This window comes from Pseudoalteromonas holothuriae (genome assembly GCF_945859825.1).
Lineage (GTDB): Bacteria > Pseudomonadota > Gammaproteobacteria > Enterobacterales > Alteromonadaceae > Pseudoalteromonas > Pseudoalteromonas holothuriae.
Genome location: NZ_CAMAPC010000002.1, coordinates 142,422 through 158,931, shown reverse-complemented (window position 1 = coordinate 158,931; position 16,510 = coordinate 142,422). Strand labels below are relative to the sequence as shown.

The following is a 16,510-nucleotide window of genomic DNA, read 5'->3' as shown; positions in this document are numbered from 1 at the left end:
AGCTATATACGAGCCTCTACCTTTCTAACTTTGCGTGCTATTTACATCGCTAAAATTGGTACTTTAGACCAACATACAGTGTTCTCGGCGCGCCCGGTTGAATACGCGTTCTACCATAGCGAATTTCATTTTGTAAGGCATACTTTCTATCGTTGAAGTTGCTTACTCGAGCGTGCAGCTTCAGCTTATTTGTTAACGCATAATTGGCTTTAAAATTAATTACGGTATAGCCCGAATATTGCTGTGTATTTTCAACATTTAAGTAATAGTCACCAATACTTTGTACCTCTGCTGTAACAAACAACCCTGCTATTGTTTGGCTGGTATAATTAAACCTTATATTGGCAACATAATCAGGTGCCATTTGCAGGCTTTTACCTGATAAGTCTTGCTCTAGCATTTGCTGAGTTTTTCGGTCAACCCTTCCTTTATCTTGAATATAATGTTTAAACTCATGTTTAGATTGACTGTATGCTAATGCAAATGAAAACGCCTTATTAAAATTATAGGTGAGTCCTAACTCAGCACCAGTGTGCTCAACGCTTGATGCATTCACACGATACGAAGCACCCAAGTCATCATAAGCGGTAACTATAGCGTCGTTTACATCCATTAAGTAATAAGCAAGTTCGATAGATAATTTATCAAAATTGGCTTTGTATCCCACCTCGTAAGTATCAGAAGTTTCCTCATTAATGCTGCCTAATTGGGCGCTGCTTTGTTCGGTTTTTAGGTCATACAATTGTGAAGCAGTTGGAATGCGAATAGCTTGAGCATAGCGACTATAAATACTCGATTGTGCATTTAGCAAATAATTTAAGCTCAGTTTAGGACTTAAATGCTTAAATGTATCAGAGCGAGATGCAATCGACCGATTACCAAAACCATCATCACTATAAACTGGCAAAGCATTGTCAAACGTGTACTTATTATGATCAAAGCGAACACCCAGTGAATAGCTTAAATTCGGTGAAAAATAGCCTAAATGCTGAACATAAGGAGAAACGCCGATAAAGGTAGTATCGTTTTTATAAAACACATGGTCTTTTGGGTAAGTCGCAGCACCCCAGCCACTGGTTGTGCGTTCAGTCGGCTGAAAAGAATACCCCTCACCTGATGAGTGCTCAACATCAACACCTAATGTGGTTTCTCCACCACTACTGTGAATAAAGTTGCTAAGTGCAAGCACCCCAAATGACGTGACGGTTGACTCCACTTTAGGCATGTTAGGTTGCCATGTGGCAATATAATCGTTCGTTCGATAACGTGCATAGGGTATCACCGATGCGTAGAAATCATTACTATCAAAACGATATTCTGTACTTAAACGAAAGTAATCTGTTTTACGCTTAGGGTCTATCTGCAACACTTCCTCAGGTAAACCGGCCTGCGTTGGGTCTTGAATAAATTGCGCTTCAGTCAACGTATTCAGCATTTGTTGTTCTAAAGAAGAAACAACTAAAGATGTTTTAAAATGCTGCTTGTCATCAAGCTGTTTTTCATGAAGTAAATTAATTTCCGCTTTATTTACAGCGCTATGCGTACGCCATCCGTCATTACTAAGGTATGCCCCTGATACACGAAAACCATCATTAGTCTCATTCAGCTGTGTAAAGCTGCCTGCAAAACGCTTATACCCCTGCTCTGCAAATGTTAAAGAAAGCGTATTGCTATTAGTTGCTATAGGTGCTGAAATAACATTCACCGTGGCTGCCACGGCACCGGATCCATATAAGCTAGTACCAGCTCCTTTTAATACTTCTAAACGCGACAAACTGGCATTACTACTTGCCCACCATAACGCGTTGTGATTATAGAACGCAGCAGATTGTAATGGGATATTGTCTTGTAAATACAAAGTATAGCCGCCAAAATTAATCGGCATGCGTATAGCTGCATTATGCCCTTGCCCACCAGATAACTGGTTCAATAACACACCTGAAATCGTTTGTAGTGAATCTGATATGTGCTGCGCGTTATCATTGGCTAACGTTTGCGATGAGACACTGCCAATACTTAGTGGTAAATCAGTATTTGCTTTAGCTGTACGTGTGGAAGTAACCGTGATCCGCTCTACATTATCGCCTGCTAAGGTCTCTGCATTTGCTTGATATGGGTAAATTTGCACCAGAGTAAGGGCGAGCAAAGAGTATGAAAAGCGAGGATTCATGATATTCCTTTTAGTTTTATTGTAATTAGATAGTTGATAAACGACGTTGTAAAGCTTGCTGCTGCCTTTTTCGGCGCGCTAAATATAAACAAAGCCCCATGACTGCGCTAAATACCAAGCCCAGGATAATTAGGGTGATAATAATATCTCTTACTTCTTTAGAAAGTGGATTTAAGAAATGATACTTGTGTAAGTATCCAAAATGCAAACTCCGTGCTTTTTGCCAGCTATTCTCGATAGCAGCAATATAGCCTGAGCTAAGTTCTATACTATACAATACATCTGGCTGTGATTGATAACGAAGCTGCATAACGGGTAATCGTTTATTGATAAAACCATAAGTTGGCCCAAATTTATCAACTTTTTGACTATGAATCAGCTCACCTCTCACATTTAACTGGTTTTGCAAGATACTTTTTGCAAGTATAGTATTGCTTATAGCCGCTTGATTTTGCTGCCAGTATTGATAATTCTGAGTGCGGTTTTCACTTGTCACAACTTGACTATAAACACCTTGCCCTACACTCACCAGCACAAAATTATCGCCTTGCGCTTGCGCTAGTACTGATATCGGGTCATGATTTATCTGAGCAGTTTGAATCGAGTTTGCTGGTATTAATGTAAGAAATTTTTGAGGATAAAACTTATCGATTAAAATATGTGAACTACTCGATGCAAAACCCAACATACATAAGCTTAAAACCAAACCGGATACTCGGTGCAATTTAGCCACTTTCCCCTGCTTGTTGCTGAGCTTTTTCCATAATACGCTGTAAGCAATTAAGCCCAGTAGACCCATAAAAAATAGTGTTACGGTCACAATCAACATAGGAATAATGCGAATATAACTATGCTTATCACCTATAAAGCTAAAGGTGTGGAGTGTTCTAAACCAATAAGAGAGCTGTTCACGTAATTGCGTATTATGCGCTGAAATTCTCTGCCCTAGAGTGTCTATATATAGGCGATTACCATTATCTAGCAATACACGATAAACAGGTAAAATACGATTGATTGCCCCATACGCTGTATCAAATTCAGTAAGCTTTTCAACACTGATAGTACCCTGTAACGCCCATTTATGAGCCAAGTATTCTGCATATTGAGGGTCTGAAAGCGATGCCGCTACCTTACTCTTACTAAGAGGAAAATAAGCAATTTTCCGCTGTCCTTGTTCCAAGTAAGCCACTTGGTAATAATAGGTATTTTGGTACTCAACAAGGCTGGCATGACTCAAGCGTGCTATGTTCTCTCGCTGCAAAACGGCTTTAATTGGCTGATAATTTTCAAGTTTTGAGTAATCAATAGGTGATACACGGTCACTGAGTCGCTCAGTTTTGGTAAAGTGCAACATCATAGGGTGGAGTAAACCACTTAATGCCCACACCATAAAAGGAATGACAGCAAATAAGGCAAGTTTTTTATGCCAGGATAGCAAAAGTTTAAGCATATTTTGACAGCGTTGTTATTATTTTCTTCGTATTATAGAAGCTCACGTACTTTTAAAGATGTGACAAATTGTCGCACCCTTTTACGCTACACATATCGTTACTTATTGATAAATAAATAGTAAAAATAATAACCCTAAAAAAGGTAATACATTGAATTTAATGATTTAGTTCAATTCTGCTCTTTGTAAATCTATATTCATTAAAATTAGAGGAAAAGTAAAATGTAAAAACAAGGAAACAAAAAAGAAACACATTGGTTAATTTTTTAGTGCTAAGATGATAGCGATGTTTTATTTTCATGCGCATGAAAGTTGCTCAGCAACCTCGCTGACAACCGGAACTGCACGTCGTGTAATACAGTTTAGTGCACGAGTAAATTATTATTCTAAAAAAGGAATGAACGATGAATATAGCACAGGAGTTGGATTTAAAAGGCTTTACCTGCCCAGTCCCGCTATTAAGAACAAAAAAAGCACTGAAGAATATGGCTTCAGGAGATTTACTTAAACTAATGATCACAGATCCAAATACAAAAAGCGACTTAGCACGCTTTTGCCAACGTGGAAGCTGTCAAGTTATCGAAGAATCAAAAAATACAGATCACGACATTTATATCATAAAAAAATTATAAGTGGAGTGATATGTTATGCAAAGCCATTTGCCTCAAGCACCATCATCTTTAGTTGCAAAGATCATTCAGACCAAAACAGCAAAACCGAATAAAGAGGTTGCCATACTTGCAGGTCACTATTGTGTTGCCCCCCAATTGTCGGAACTATCTCATGAAGGCGAAGCTGAACATTTTTCATTTGCTTTAGGTATCGCAGTATACCGTGCTCTTGTTAAACAATCGATTACTGCTCGTCTGATCTTATGGGTCAATGATATTGGTATTAGTTCTGAGCAGCGAGAACAGCTAAAACAACAATTTGCCCTGCCACAAAACTATGTCAGTATTTTGCAGCACGCTCAAATTCCAGTCACTACAGTGGAGGTGATTTTTGAGAGCGCATCACGAAATAAGGCTTCCACACTATTGCGCCAAAAGATTAAACAAAACCCCGAGGGCTTTCAAAAATTAACGAGTGAAGACCCTGACTTAGTACGTTGTATCGACCTTGATAGTTGCAGTATTGAAGTAGGTAAAAGCGTATATGCAATCACAGGTCCTGAAGGGTTACCACTGGTCATGAAAGAAGGCAGTAACCCCAAGTGCAATCTAATTTTAGCAACGCTATTTTATCGTATCGCACAAAGTAATCCAGACTTACTATTTGTGAATATATTCAACGATATCTATATAGAACGAATCCGTCTTGGCATATTTGTGGCCAAACAAGTTTATGAGTTACCACAACCGTTCATTAATTTGTTTTGTGATGATGATAGCTATTTTGAGGAAAATTTTACCGAAATAAAGCACAAGGAAGAAGCTGATGTCGTTTAATTGTTTTAAAAAAGCCTTTATAGGTACCGATTTTATGTGTGCTAATGCACAGGGTAAAAACCTCCCTCGAACATATTTAGACTCAGCCGCTTCAACTTTAGCATTGTTGCCAGCACAGCAAGCAACTCAAGCGTTCTTAAAATATTATTCTAATACGCACTCATCAGTTCATCTGAGTGCAAAAGTTAGCTCCGGCGTAGTAACTTGGGCTCACCAAAGTATTTTATCATTTTTCGGTGCAGAACAAGGTTACAGTGCCATTTTCCATGGTAATGGTGCTACATCGCCTTTGAATCGCCTTGCTAAAGGCCTGAGCGAATTACGTCGCGACAAAAAAACGGTATTAGTATCTTTAATGGAGCACCACTCTAACGACTTACCACATCGAGCTCATGGTAATAAAGTAATTCACATCAACATTTATGACAGCGATGGAGAGTTTCAAGGCATTGATTTAAAAAAAATAGAGTTACTATGCCAGCAGCATCAACAGCAATTGAACTATATTGCGGTGACTGCAGCAAGTAATGTCTCAGGGCACATCAGTCCAATCTATGATATTGCCGAAATCGCTCATAAGTATGGTGCGTATATTGTAGTCGATGGCGCTCAGCTAGCAGCACATGCCCCCATTGAACTTGCTCAAGAAAACCCTCAAAGAAGTATCGACTTTTTTGTGTTTTCTGGCCATAAAACGTATGCCCCAGGCTCTCCTGGAGTCTTGATAGGAAAAACCCAGTTGCTGAGTCAATTAAAACCTGAGTTTTATGGGGGAGGTATGGTTGCACAAGTTTCAAAATTCGATTTCACCCTCTCTGAACAGGTATTTGATAAAGAGCACGCAGGCACCTTAAATATTCCTGGAATCTTTATGTTGGCGACAACATTAGAGTTTTTAAGGCAAATAGGCATGCCAGTCATTTATCAAAAAGAATGCATGCTCACTCAGTATTTAATCAATACTTTAAAACAGTTGGATGACATAAAAGTGTATGCTGATTCTGTTAAAACGCAGCGAATTGGTGCAGTAAGCTTTAATATTAGAGGCTTACCTCATGAACTGTTAGCACTAATACTAAATGATTACTTTGCCATAGCAGTTCGAAATGATTGCTTTTGCGCCCACCCATTTGTGCGAGAATGCCTCGTTGACGAGTTATGGGACATTGAAGATGAAGATCAACTCCCGCTTTATCAAGGAATGGTAAGAGCAAGTATTGGCTTATATTCCAACAAGGGTGATATAGATACACTTAGCGAAGCCCTAAGCACTATCATAAAACAAAAAGCGTATTATATGGCTCAATATAAACGTACTAAAGACAACCACTTTGTACACAAAACGTTCAAGCAAGATACTCAGAGCTATTTTAATATCAATCAAACCTTAAGCAGTTACTTTAATGACTATTTAACTGAAGTGGGTGTTGTACTACCCACTCAGCATGAGGCGATGGTATGAAGTTCCCACATATACTAGTTGCAATATTTGTAACATTAATTTGGGGCTCCGCTTTTGCGGTAATAGAAATTGGTATGCAAGGATTTCCGCCTATTTTTAATGCTGCGCTGCGCTTTTTAACCGCGAGTATTCCTTTGGTCTTTTTTATTAAACGCCCTAAAGTCAGTCCATTATTTTTGCTACTATTTGGCATGAACTATGTGCTTATGTTCAGCCTTATGTATGTTGGGATGAAATGGGGCATGCCTTCTGGGTTAACCTCTTTGGTGCTGCAAACAGCAGTATTATTTGCATTGATATTGTCTGCTTTTGTTCTACAAGAGTTTCCTAATAAAATACAAATATTTGGAGTGCTCATTGGCTTATCTGGAATAGCTTTAATCGCAACAGATAAAGAAAGCTTTACCTCTATTAGTGCGTTTTTACTTGTGCTCGGCGCTGCATTTTTTTATGGTGCCAGCAGCATAATTATGAAACGAGCAGGTAATGTAGATATGCTCGCTTTGCTGATCTGGGGTTGTTTAGTTCCACCTATCCCTTTATTAGGCTTGTCTTTAATGCTTGAGACTGGGCAATGGCACGCTTTTAAAAATATGAGTTTAATGGGCGGCTTTTCGATTTACTACACATCACTCCTAGGTACTGTATTAGCATTTGCACTGTGGGGTTGGCTACTAAAGCGCTACCCTGCAAATATGGTTGTACCATTCAACCTACTCGTTCCAGTATTTGGCATTATCACCTCTTATATTTTATTAAACGAGCAAGTTACCAACACTTCAGCTACCGCGTGTGTAATCATTTTTACTGGGCTGCTCGTGGTGTCATTCCATAACAGAATTAATAACTGGACCTTGCGAAGAAAACGCATGCTAAGGAGTCAACAATGAATCAAATTACCACACCTGGGCGAATCGGCATCATTACTGGTGCAGGCCCCGATGCCGGTATTGACCTCTGGCAGAAGGTTTTAAAGCACAATAAGTCTTTATATAAAGAACATTACCAAGGTGACTTAAGCGCGCCCGAAGTTGTCGTATATTCAATTCCGCAACTTGGATTAGCGATGGATATAAAAAGCAACGAGGCTATCTTATGGCAAAGATTACAAGAGGTACTGCAACGCTTAAACAGTCAAGTAGATTATGTGTGTATTGCCTGTAATGTACTACATTATTTTTCTGATAAAATTAACCAGCTCAAACTAAATATTGAATTCATCTCTATTGTTGACGTAGTCGAAAATTACATTAAGAAACATGGCAATGTCGCTTTACTATCAATTAGTAAAGTGATTGAATTTGGTCAATATTCTCCCTACGCTCCCAGTGCTAAAAAGTATCCGTTAGAAACCCCGAAACCAGCGGCAATGGACTCACTAGTCAGTGATATAAAACGCCTTGGTGGCGAGCACCCAGATACGGTTGCTCAATTTGATGAAATCGTTGCACAGCTACAGTCAGATAAATTGATTTTAGCATGTACAGATTTACCTTTATTACCACTGGATAAATACCACAAAGAGTTTGTTGATGCTTCTGATATGCTGGCGCAAGCACTTGCAGAAAAAGCATTTCACCATTGTTAAGCCTATCAGCACTTCAAATATTGTTGATGAAAGATCAGACTAAAATAAATGGGCCTCAATGTAGGCCCTATAACTATTTGTGAATGACTTTTCATGCTTGAAAACACAAGCGGTTACATTACGCCAAAGTAAAGGAAGCCCATAGTGTGTTAGCTACTGCCTATCAATTTTGTTGATAGCAACGAACCCTGATATGTTATATGGTTACAAACATTCGTGTATTTAACATCATTAGGAATAAATATGAAAACTGTATATCGATTTTTAGTACTCTTTGCACTCATTGTCGCTGCTATAGCATCGTACACTTACAGTAGTACCACGGGGTTATTCATTTTTGTTATGTTAGGTTTTACCTTTGAAGCCGCATTTTGGTTAAAGGTATTCCCTAATAAAAAGAAAAGTTAACTTACATATAAATTAAAAGGCTAACGTAAGCTGACATCTTGAGACTGTTTTTCTACCTGCTTTAACAATGGTAATACTTTAGTCAGTTGTTTTTCTTCAATGAGCTTGCTTGCAGCATATAAATACTCTTGCCCTAGTTGTCGTTTTTGTTGAGTAAACAACAGTCCAGCTAAATCTAAATATCCTTGTGCTATACCCATAGGGCATTTTAATATTTGCTGATATTGTAATGCCAAATTAAAATGCTGATTTGCTTGTCCAAAACGTAGCTGATGCTGCCTGATCAATCCTAGTATCGAGTGTGTATACCCATAGTAAAGCCAGTCAAAGCTGTCTTTAGCAAGCACTTGGGCTTGTATTAAATTATTTTCAGCCTCTTGTATGTTCCCTAAACTAAGCAATGCTGCAGCTTTTAAGTACTGTAATCTATGCTTATAGCCATCTAGGTGATTTTCTGATAACTCAAGCAATGCTTTATCCACCGATAACATCGCCTCATTAGCATTGCCTAACTCCATATTTATTCTTGCTGAAAAATACAGTGCTAAGATGTTATTTGGTTGATTAAGTAATGCGCTTTCTATAAAAGAAAGAGCAGAATCTGAGTCTCCTGATTCTAAAAACCGCATTGCGTTTGCGAGCAGCTCATTTTGCAATTGTAAATTCACTTGTTTCAATGGCGCCGCTGTCATGCTCTGCATATGATTAAACAGTTTAGCTAACTTTGGTAGTGCGCTATTTATATCTTTAGCATGTAATACTTGTGTAATATGTTTATGGCGAGTGTAGAGTGTATAAACAATGTTTAACTCTCCCAGTTGCCCACCAATTGAGGTTTCGAGTATGTGAGATGCCCCTGACCTTTGAAAGATTTTATCAATGTTCTTACGCTCACCGATTGCGACTCGATTAAGAATATCAATTACATCTTCAAGATGGAAAACAGTTGCCTGCTGATTCGGTGAGATTAAGCTAATCAGTCCCTCCATAGCACCAAACCTGAGCCATTGCATATCTTGCAAAGAATCATTAATTTGAAATGGCAGCACTAATATACCTTTATGCTCTTTTACATCAGTTTCAATCGTGCTGTTAGAGCTACTCATTGAAGCAACATATACAATAGTGATAGCTAAAAGTACGGTGAATAAAACGGCGACTAACTTAAGGGCATATTTATTCTTCTGAACCGAAATACTTAAAGGGTCAATAAACTGCGTTCGTTCAACATTCCATTTATACCCTCTCTTTGGGTAAGTTGTAATAACATCCGCTTGCCCTAATGCTTTTCTTATCTCATTAATTGACTGAAAAACAACCTGTTCTTCTATCACGCTGTCTTGCCAAACTTGAGTTAAAATTTGCGATTTTGAAAATACTTGATGCGGGTTTTGGGCCAACAACATAAGTAACTCATGTGTTTTTGGCCTGAGCACATGTGAGGCACCATTGAGCTTTACTTCGCCAGTTACTCTATTTATTTCGCACACAATAAATGACGATGACACAATACATTCCTCAAATTTAACTGACTTAACTACCTGCCCAAAGCAGCAAACATTTTGTATTAGATTTTAGCAATTAGCCTTCGCAAAGCATTCTACACGAAGTCCTCATTAACTGAATCATTAAAACGATTTTCACAACACTAAAGCTTAAACTCCAACACATTGAAATTATAGCTTTTAATTTATTTTTAGAGAAATTATAGCGTTATTTAAGCGCCGTTATATGGCAATTGATATGAACAAGCCCAAACATAACGTAACTTTATTATCAGGAATATATCATGCACTTAATCAAATACGTCTACATCATACTTTGCTTTGCTCTGTTGTTTTGCACTATAGCTGCATGTCAAAACTTACATAGTCCGGCTAAGATTGAAGAATATGAAAATTCGCCTAATAAAATTGCATTTGTAGGCGCGAATGTTGTTAACCCTGGTGTGTCTGCGGCATTTTCCAATACCACTATCTTGGTAGAACAAGGTAACATAATTAAGCTTCAGCCTAGCTCTAATCCAATCCCTAATGGCTATAAGGTATTTAATTTAAAGGGCAAATGGGTCATACCAGGACTAATTGATGGTCACATTCACTTAGCACAATCTGGTGGTGCATTTACCAGGCCTGACACTATAGATGCCACTAAACTAATCCCATACCAGCAAGACCAACAGTGGTTATTAGACAATACAGCAAACATCTTAAAACGTTACTTACAACTAGGGATTACAACCGTGTTTGATTTAGGTGGTCCCTCAGAATACCTGAAGCATTATCGTCAGGTTTCAAGCTCTGGTGTCTTTCCTAATATTTTCGCTGCAGGTACCTTACTTTCTCCTATGACAGTTCCTCAGTTAAGTATTAATGGTAATACCTTCACTCAGGTGAATTCAACACAAAGCGCACTTGAATTAGTGAAAAAGCAGCTGCAATATAATACCCACATTATTAAAATTGTATGGTCTCAAGAAACAGGGCTATCGAGCGAACAACTATATGATTTATATCAACCTGCAATTGCTTTAGCCCATCAGCACAATAAAGTTGTGGCTATTCATGTTGAAGATCTACGCAATGCAAAAATGGCAGTTAAAGCAGGCGGTAATATTTTAGTCCATGGTGTGATCACCGACCCTATCGACAATGAACTTATCACATTAATGAAGCTGCATGACGTAACCTATATGCCTACACTTTCAGCATATAGCCATTACTTTGACTTATTTAAAGGTTCGCTATCATTTACTGACTTTGAACAAGCCCATGCACATAAAGCAATTATTGATAGCTTTATGCAGTTAACTCAAAATGCGGCTAAAACAGACCAAATGTTCCAATTACTTTTAAAATATGTGCCTATGGTTGATATGCCAGCAGCAGATATTGCTAAATTAACGCAGCGAGAGCAATCTATTATTGGCCAACTTAGGGGGATGTTTTCAAGCCGTTTTGAAGATATTCAAAAGTCGAACCTTAAATTAGCGGCCAACTCTGGGCTGAACATCGCATTTGGTACAGATGCAGGCAACCCGGGTACTTTGCATGCGGTTTCTATATTTGGGGAGATGGCGCAATGGCAAAATGCTGGACTTAGTAAACAACACATCATCACTGCAATGACTTATGGCAATGCCAAAGCATTTAAGCTACAAGATAAGCTTGGCTCATTGCTTGCGGGCAAGCAAGCCGATTTTATAGTGCTAGAGCACAATCCATATAAAAATCTAGATAGCTTAAAACATCCTATTATGGTCGTTAAACGGGGTGCGATAATCAAGCCCAATGCAAAGTAAATAATTATATGAGGTTTAATACCAATTGCATTGAATATATGGCCAGATACAGCGACAGATAAATAACTTAGTAGCCAAGCAAAAAATTCGGCATGTCGTTATTGTACATAAGTTATTTTTAACACAGCTAATGTGTCATTTAACTCACTAAAATAATCAATGTTTAATAAAATTGGTATTATCCCGTATATTCGTCTTGTAACATCGCGAACAGGCATTCATCCCCCCACTTTCCTTTAAACAAAATATTTTTCACAAAATGAGCTTCTTTTCTAAAGCCTAATTTAGTGAGTAGTTGACGTGAAGCCAAGTTATCAGCATCAGTAATCGCAATAACCCGGTGTGTGTTACGCTCTAAAAACAAATAACTCAATAATTGTCGCACGCTTTGAAACGCGATACCTAAGCCCTGATGTTCAGGGGAAATTGTGAAGCCAATTTCTACTTGTTGGTCATCAATAAAGTGTACAGCCAAATCACCTAATAATTGCTCACTTTGAGAGTCAGTTACCGCTAGCTGATACCAATTTCCAGCTTTACCAAATGTACTGTAATCTGTACTTTGTAAGAGCTTTTGCGCATCCTCTAATGTGTAATTTTCCCAACTCTGATATCGAGCTATCGATTCACAATTACGATATTGTGCAAATGCATCCAAATCATCGATTTGAAGTGCGCGTATAAGGATGTGATTGATGTTGAGTATTGGCGTCATAATTTTCCCTATCAAATCAAAAGTTCAAATAATATCTATACTAAAAAGCATTCACATAAAAGCGGTGCTGCTTATCTACCTTTATATGTAAATCACATTGGTGTGGCAAACACTCAAAACCCCACTCTGTTAACCTTTGAAAATACTTTATAAAATCATAAACCTGCTGCTTATCCATACCTTTACCATTATTTGCTATAAGCTGCCTCTCTTGTTGCCAACGCCATGCAAAAACTCGCTTAAAGCATTCGATATCAAGATAAATCAGTTTATCTAAATACGTAAAGGCTGATTGATATTCGTCACTAAGAAATTGGTTAACTTGATCACGAAATACTCGATCTGAATCAACTATCCGTTCCCAGTCATTTACCGCATATTGCAATCTTATTCGTGGTTCTGGTTTAAGCCCTAAACACCAACCTTCAATTATCAGTACATCCAAAGCCACTTTATGATGCAACCATTTAGTTTCGTCATAGGGATTGTCGGTAACTTTATTAAAGCGGGGCAAAGTAACACCATACTGCAGTTTGAATTCGTTTAATACTTGCTTAAGAAGCCTTACATCATGCGTGCCTGGCACGCCACGAGTTGACAATAGTGGGTGATATTTATCAGCACATGTTTGTCGCGCTTGTGAAGATAAATAAAAATCGTCTAACGATACGTTATCAGCTCGGTATCCATGAGCGTTTAAATATGCCACTAAATACGCAGCAAGCGTAGATTTACCGGAGCCTTGTGCGCCGTTGATACCAAAGCAAAAGGGTATTTTAGACGACTCTAACTGCTCAAATAACCACAAAGCAATAGGTTCTGCATCCTGAATATATCGCGCAGATAATTTTTTTCCTTGTATAAAATCAATTTGCCAAGGTGCCATATTGCTCTCTTTATCAAGTAGTCAATATCTAAACAAAAAAGGTCACATAAGCGACCTTTTAAAGATACCTTTTCTGCGACGAAGTTATATTTGTCTTGCTTCTATCATTAAACGCTTCATATCTCTGACCGCTTTATCAAGACCATCAATGGCGGCGCGAGCAATAATAGCATGGCCAATATTTAATTCGTAAATTTCTGGCATTTGCGCTATCGGCTTCACATTATGATAGTGCAAGCCATGACCCGCATTGACAATAATGCCAATACTATGGGCATATTGCACACCTTCACGAATGCGCTCAAGTTCTTGTGCTTGTTCTTTATCATTATGTGCATCAGCGTATGCGCCAGTGTGAATTTCAATATAGGGGGCGCCAGTGGCTTTAGCTGCATCTATTTGCGCTTTGTCTGCATCAATAAACAAGCTCACTTTAATACCCGCGCTGGCAAGTAGCTTAACAGCCTCGGTGATTTTAGTTTGATTGCCAATAACGTCTAAACCACCTTCGGTCGTCAACTCTTCACGTTTCTCTGGCACTAAACACACATATTCAGGCTTTACTTCTTGCGCGATAGTAAGCATTTCATCAGTTACTGCAATTTCAAGGTTCATACGTGTTTGAATGGTTTTAGCCATTACGTATACATCTCTATCTTGAATATGGCGACGATCTTCTCGCAAATGAATGGTTATACCATCAGCACCTGCATGCTCGGCTACGCAAGCCGCATGAGCTGGATCTGGATAACTAGTACCGCGCGCTTGCCTTAGCGTCGCAATATGGTCAACGTTAATACCTAATAAAATATCTGTCATAGCATTACCTTGATATAAATAATTCTCGGCTCTTTAAAGCCTTGTTTCCTAACAACGGTTTTAATAAGTACCGGCTTAAATGCTTAGCGGGTGTGCGGACGATGGGTTTTGCAAAGTCGTGTTCAGCCATAGCCAGCAACACAGCACCTGAAAAACCATAATGCGGTGTGTCAGTTGGCATAAAACCAAGCTCTGGTATGTATTGATAGCTTAAATTTGCGCTGATTTGTTCACCATCAGCATCAATATCAAACTCCACGCCAAAACCAAGCGCACTGAGTAATTGAAACTCATAACTGCGTAATATAGGCTCTACATCCGCTTGCTCAGTCAATGAGTTTAAATGCGTTTGATATAATTCAAACACCTGCTCTAATGGTTCATTGCGTGGCACAATGCGATACGTTAATTCATTTAAATAAAAACCACAGTACAACTGCTTACCCTGCAATAGTAATGGATTTTTTGCCAGTTCAAAGGTATTTAGATACTTTAAATCGTAGCGCCCGCTGTATTGGGCCAAGATGGGGGTAAAGGGTCTTAAAGTTGCATTATGTTTAAGCGATTGCTTGCCCTTAATACGGGCTATCATGCTAAGGTGGCCAACACCTTCAACAAGCATATTGAGCATCAACTGAGAGTCGCTATGTGCGCGTCGATGCAGTAAATATACTTGCCGAAAGTCGTTATGCAATCAGTCTTCTCCGTAACCTAAGCTGCGCAGTGCACGCTCATCATCAGCCCAGCCAGACTTCACTTTTACCCAAAGCTCTAAAAACACTTTATTCTCTAACATGTTTTCTAAATCTTTACGTGCCTCACGGCCAATAACCTTGAGTTTTTCGCCCTTATTACCAATGACCATACGTTTTTGAGACTCACGTTCGACCAAAATCAACGCATTGATTTGCCAAACACCATTGTCTTGCCATTTAAATTGCTCAATCTCAACAGTAACAGAGTAAGGTAACTCATCTCCCATAAAGCGCATAAGCTTTTCACGCACAATTTCTGCGGCAATAAAACGCATTGAACGATCGGTTACGTAATCTTCTGGGAAATAAAACTCAGATTCAGGCAAGCGGGCTCGCACTTCTTTTTTAACCAGATCAATATTCTTTTCTTGTTTAGCAGACACCGGAATTATGCCTACAAAATCGCCTTGCTCTGATAACCATTGCATATGTTTGAGTACATCTTCTTGTACTTTTACTTGGTCAACCTTATTCATCACCACTAGCACAGGCCGGCCACTTTGCATGACCTTATTCAATACCATTTCATCATCATTGTTCCAAAGTGTGCCCTCTAGAACAAAAATAATCAGTTCAACGTCACCAATTGAGCTTGATGCTGCACGGTTCATTAAGCGGTTAATTGCTCGTTTTTCTTCAATGTGTAAACCCGGTGTGTCGACATATACTGCTTGGTAATTATCTTCAGTGTGTATGCCCATAATACGATGGCGAGTAGTTTGTGGCTTACGTGAGGTAATACTCACTTTTTGCTCAACAATTTTGTTTAATAACGTTGACTTTCCCACATTGGGACGACCAACAATGGCAACCATGCCACAGTGTGTATTAAGCGTCATTCTTTAAAATCTTCAATGCTTTTTCGGCAGCTTTCTGTTCTGCTTTACGACGAGAGCTACCTACTGAAATTATGCTCTCCATCCCTTCCACTATACATTCAACCGTGAATGTTTGGTTATGCGCTTGCCCTTTAGTATCGATCACTGTGTAGCCTGGCAATGGCAATTTACGTGCTTGCAAATATTCTTGTAATAGTGTTTTTGGATCTTTTTGATTAAGCCCAGGCGAAATTGCGTCTAGGCGCGTTGCATACCAAGCTAAAATCAAGTCACTACAAGTATTAATACCAGAGTCTAAAAAGACCGCCCCTATAATGGCCTCAACGGCATCAGCCAGTGTCGACTCACGGCGAAAACCACCACTTTTTAACTCACCAGGGCCAAGCCTTAAATAGTCACCTAAATTAAACTCAACGCCAAACTCAGCTAAAGTTTGTCCTCTCACTAAGGTAGAACGCATCCTGCTTAAATCACCTTCACGTGCTTTTGGGAATTGTTCATATAAGGCATTGGCGATAACAAAGCTCAAAATTGAGTCACCAAGAAACTCTAATCGCTCATTGTGCTGGCCTTTATGACTTCGGTGCGTCATAGCCTGCTCAAGCAATGCCTCATTGTTAAAGTGATATCCTATCTTACTGTATAGTTCTGCTACGTTTCTTTTCATTG

At 38.9% G+C, this 16,510-nt stretch carries 16 protein-coding genes; 7 read left to right on the top strand and 9 right to left on the bottom strand.

The window, feature by feature from the left end; genetic code table 11:
• Positions 1-49: 49 nt before the first annotated feature.
• Complete coding sequence (locus OCI93_RS03020) at positions 50-2,170, bottom strand: TonB-dependent receptor (protein ID WP_261625751.1); 2,121 nt, start codon at positions 2,168-2,170, stop codon at positions 50-52.
• Between the two features lie 25 nt (positions 2,171-2,195).
• Positions 2,196-3,620 carry a PepSY domain-containing protein gene (locus OCI93_RS03015; RefSeq protein ID WP_261593321.1) on the bottom strand — a complete coding sequence of 475 codons (1,425 nt, stop codon included), beginning with the start codon at positions 3,618-3,620 and terminating at the stop codon, positions 2,196-2,198.
• A gap of 404 nt (positions 3,621-4,024) precedes the next feature.
• Between OCI93_RS03015 and OCI93_RS03010 the strand changes: the two genes are divergently transcribed.
• From OCI93_RS03010 to OCI93_RS02985, 6 genes are all read left to right on the top strand, one after another.
• Positions 4,025-4,252, top strand: coding sequence for a sulfurtransferase TusA family protein (locus tag OCI93_RS03010; protein ID WP_261593319.1), 228 nt, complete (start codon positions 4,025-4,027; stop codon positions 4,250-4,252).
• Between the two features lie 15 nt (positions 4,253-4,267).
• Positions 4,268-5,068 carry a hypothetical protein gene (locus OCI93_RS03005; protein WP_261625750.1) on the top strand — a complete coding sequence of 267 codons (801 nt, stop codon included), beginning with the start codon at positions 4,268-4,270 and terminating at the stop codon, positions 5,066-5,068.
• Positions 5,058-6,530 carry an aminotransferase class V-fold PLP-dependent enzyme gene (locus OCI93_RS03000; RefSeq protein WP_261625749.1) on the top strand — a complete coding sequence of 491 codons (1,473 nt, stop codon included), beginning with the start codon at positions 5,058-5,060 and terminating at the stop codon, positions 6,528-6,530. Before OCI93_RS03005 ends, OCI93_RS03000 begins: the two co-directional genes overlap by 11 nt.
• Entirely contained in the window at positions 6,527-7,420 is an 894-nt protein-coding gene (locus OCI93_RS02995) for an EamA family transporter (RefSeq protein ID WP_261625748.1), read from the top strand. Before OCI93_RS03000 ends, OCI93_RS02995 begins: the two co-directional genes overlap by 4 nt.
• On the top strand, positions 7,417-8,118 hold the full coding sequence (locus OCI93_RS02990) for an aspartate/glutamate racemase family protein (protein WP_261593314.1): 702 nt from the start codon (positions 7,417-7,419) through the stop codon (positions 8,116-8,118). Before OCI93_RS02995 ends, OCI93_RS02990 begins: the two co-directional genes overlap by 4 nt.
• A 243-nt stretch (positions 8,119-8,361) precedes the next feature.
• The gene (locus OCI93_RS02985; RefSeq protein ID WP_261593313.1) at positions 8,362-8,526 is read left to right on the top strand and encodes a hypothetical protein; all 165 of its coding nucleotides are present in this window, start codon (positions 8,362-8,364) and stop codon (positions 8,524-8,526) included.
• Positions 8,527-8,546: 20 nt separating this feature from the next.
• Here OCI93_RS02985 and OCI93_RS02980 read toward each other — a convergent pair whose 3' ends face one another.
• Complete coding sequence (locus tag OCI93_RS02980; protein WP_261625747.1) at positions 8,547-10,034, bottom strand: winged helix-turn-helix domain-containing protein; 1,488 nt, start codon at positions 10,032-10,034, stop codon at positions 8,547-8,549.
• 281 nt (positions 10,035-10,315) lie between these two features.
• Between OCI93_RS02980 and OCI93_RS02975 the strand changes: the two genes are divergently transcribed.
• A complete protein-coding gene (locus OCI93_RS02975) occupies positions 10,316-11,827 on the top strand; it encodes an amidohydrolase family protein (RefSeq protein ID WP_261593311.1) in 1,512 nt (503 codons plus the stop codon).
• 178 nt (positions 11,828-12,005) lie between these two features.
• On the opposite strand, the gene OCI93_RS02970 is transcribed toward OCI93_RS02975, so the two are convergent.
• The 6 genes from OCI93_RS02970 to rnc form a co-directional block, all read right to left on the bottom strand.
• Positions 12,006-12,542, bottom strand: coding sequence for a GNAT family N-acetyltransferase (locus OCI93_RS02970; RefSeq protein ID WP_261625746.1), 537 nt, complete (start codon positions 12,540-12,542; stop codon positions 12,006-12,008).
• Between the two features lie 40 nt (positions 12,543-12,582).
• The gene (locus OCI93_RS02965) at positions 12,583-13,428 is read right to left on the bottom strand and encodes a kinase (protein ID WP_261625745.1); all 846 of its coding nucleotides are present in this window, start codon (positions 13,426-13,428) and stop codon (positions 12,583-12,585) included.
• Positions 13,429-13,512: 84 nt separating this feature from the next.
• Entirely contained in the window at positions 13,513-14,247 is a 735-nt protein-coding gene (gene pdxJ / locus OCI93_RS02960; RefSeq protein ID WP_261625744.1) for a pyridoxine 5'-phosphate synthase, read from the bottom strand.
• A 4-nt stretch (positions 14,248-14,251) separates the two neighbouring features.
• Positions 14,252-14,941: a DNA repair protein RecO gene (gene recO, locus OCI93_RS02955; protein WP_261593304.1), complete on the bottom strand. Its 690-nt coding sequence runs from the start codon at positions 14,939-14,941 to the stop codon at positions 14,252-14,254.
• The gene (era, locus tag OCI93_RS02950) at positions 14,942-15,841 is read right to left on the bottom strand and encodes a GTPase Era (RefSeq protein WP_261593303.1); all 900 of its coding nucleotides are present in this window, start codon (positions 15,839-15,841) and stop codon (positions 14,942-14,944) included.
• A complete protein-coding gene (gene rnc / locus OCI93_RS02945; RefSeq protein ID WP_261593302.1) occupies positions 15,831-16,508 on the bottom strand; it encodes a ribonuclease III in 678 nt (225 codons plus the stop codon). The genes era and rnc overlap by 11 nt, the downstream gene beginning before the upstream one ends.
• Positions 16,509-16,510 lie beyond the last annotated feature (2 nt).

What these genes read in the sequence shown, in the direction of transcription:
- OCI93_RS03020 (WP_261625751.1), bottom strand. Translation starts at nt 2,170, where the DNA reads ATGAATCCTCGCTTTTCATACTCTTTGCTCGCCCTTACTCTGGTGCAA.
- OCI93_RS03015 (WP_261593321.1), bottom strand. Translation starts at nt 3,620, where the DNA reads ATGCTTAAACTTTTGCTATCCTGGCATAAAAAACTTGCCTTATTTGCT.
- OCI93_RS03010 (WP_261593319.1), top strand. Translation starts at nt 4,025, where the DNA reads ATGAATATAGCACAGGAGTTGGATTTAAAAGGCTTTACCTGCCCAGTC.
- OCI93_RS03005 (WP_261625750.1), top strand. Translation starts at nt 4,268, where the DNA reads ATGCAAAGCCATTTGCCTCAAGCACCATCATCTTTAGTTGCAAAGATC.
- OCI93_RS03000 (WP_261625749.1), top strand. Translation starts at nt 5,058, where the DNA reads ATGTCGTTTAATTGTTTTAAAAAAGCCTTTATAGGTACCGATTTTATG.
- OCI93_RS02995 (WP_261625748.1), top strand. Translation starts at nt 6,527, where the DNA reads ATGAAGTTCCCACATATACTAGTTGCAATATTTGTAACATTAATTTGG.
- OCI93_RS02990 (WP_261593314.1), top strand. Translation starts at nt 7,417, where the DNA reads ATGAATCAAATTACCACACCTGGGCGAATCGGCATCATTACTGGTGCA.
- OCI93_RS02985 (WP_261593313.1), top strand. Translation starts at nt 8,362, where the DNA reads ATGAAAACTGTATATCGATTTTTAGTACTCTTTGCACTCATTGTCGCT.
- OCI93_RS02975 (WP_261593311.1), top strand. Translation starts at nt 10,316, where the DNA reads ATGCACTTAATCAAATACGTCTACATCATACTTTGCTTTGCTCTGTTG.
- OCI93_RS02970 (WP_261625746.1), bottom strand. Translation starts at nt 12,542, where the DNA reads ATGACGCCAATACTCAACATCAATCACATCCTTATACGCGCACTTCAA.
- OCI93_RS02965 (WP_261625745.1), bottom strand. Translation starts at nt 13,428, where the DNA reads ATGGCACCTTGGCAAATTGATTTTATACAAGGAAAAAAATTATCTGCG.
- pdxJ (WP_261625744.1), bottom strand. Translation starts at nt 14,247, where the DNA reads ATGACAGATATTTTATTAGGTATTAACGTTGACCATATTGCGACGCTA.
- era (WP_261593303.1), bottom strand. Translation starts at nt 15,841, where the DNA reads ATGACGCTTAATACACACTGTGGCATGGTTGCCATTGTTGGTCGTCCC.
- rnc (WP_261593302.1), bottom strand. Translation starts at nt 16,508, where the DNA reads ATGAAAAGAAACGTAGCAGAACTATACAGTAAGATAGGATATCACTTT.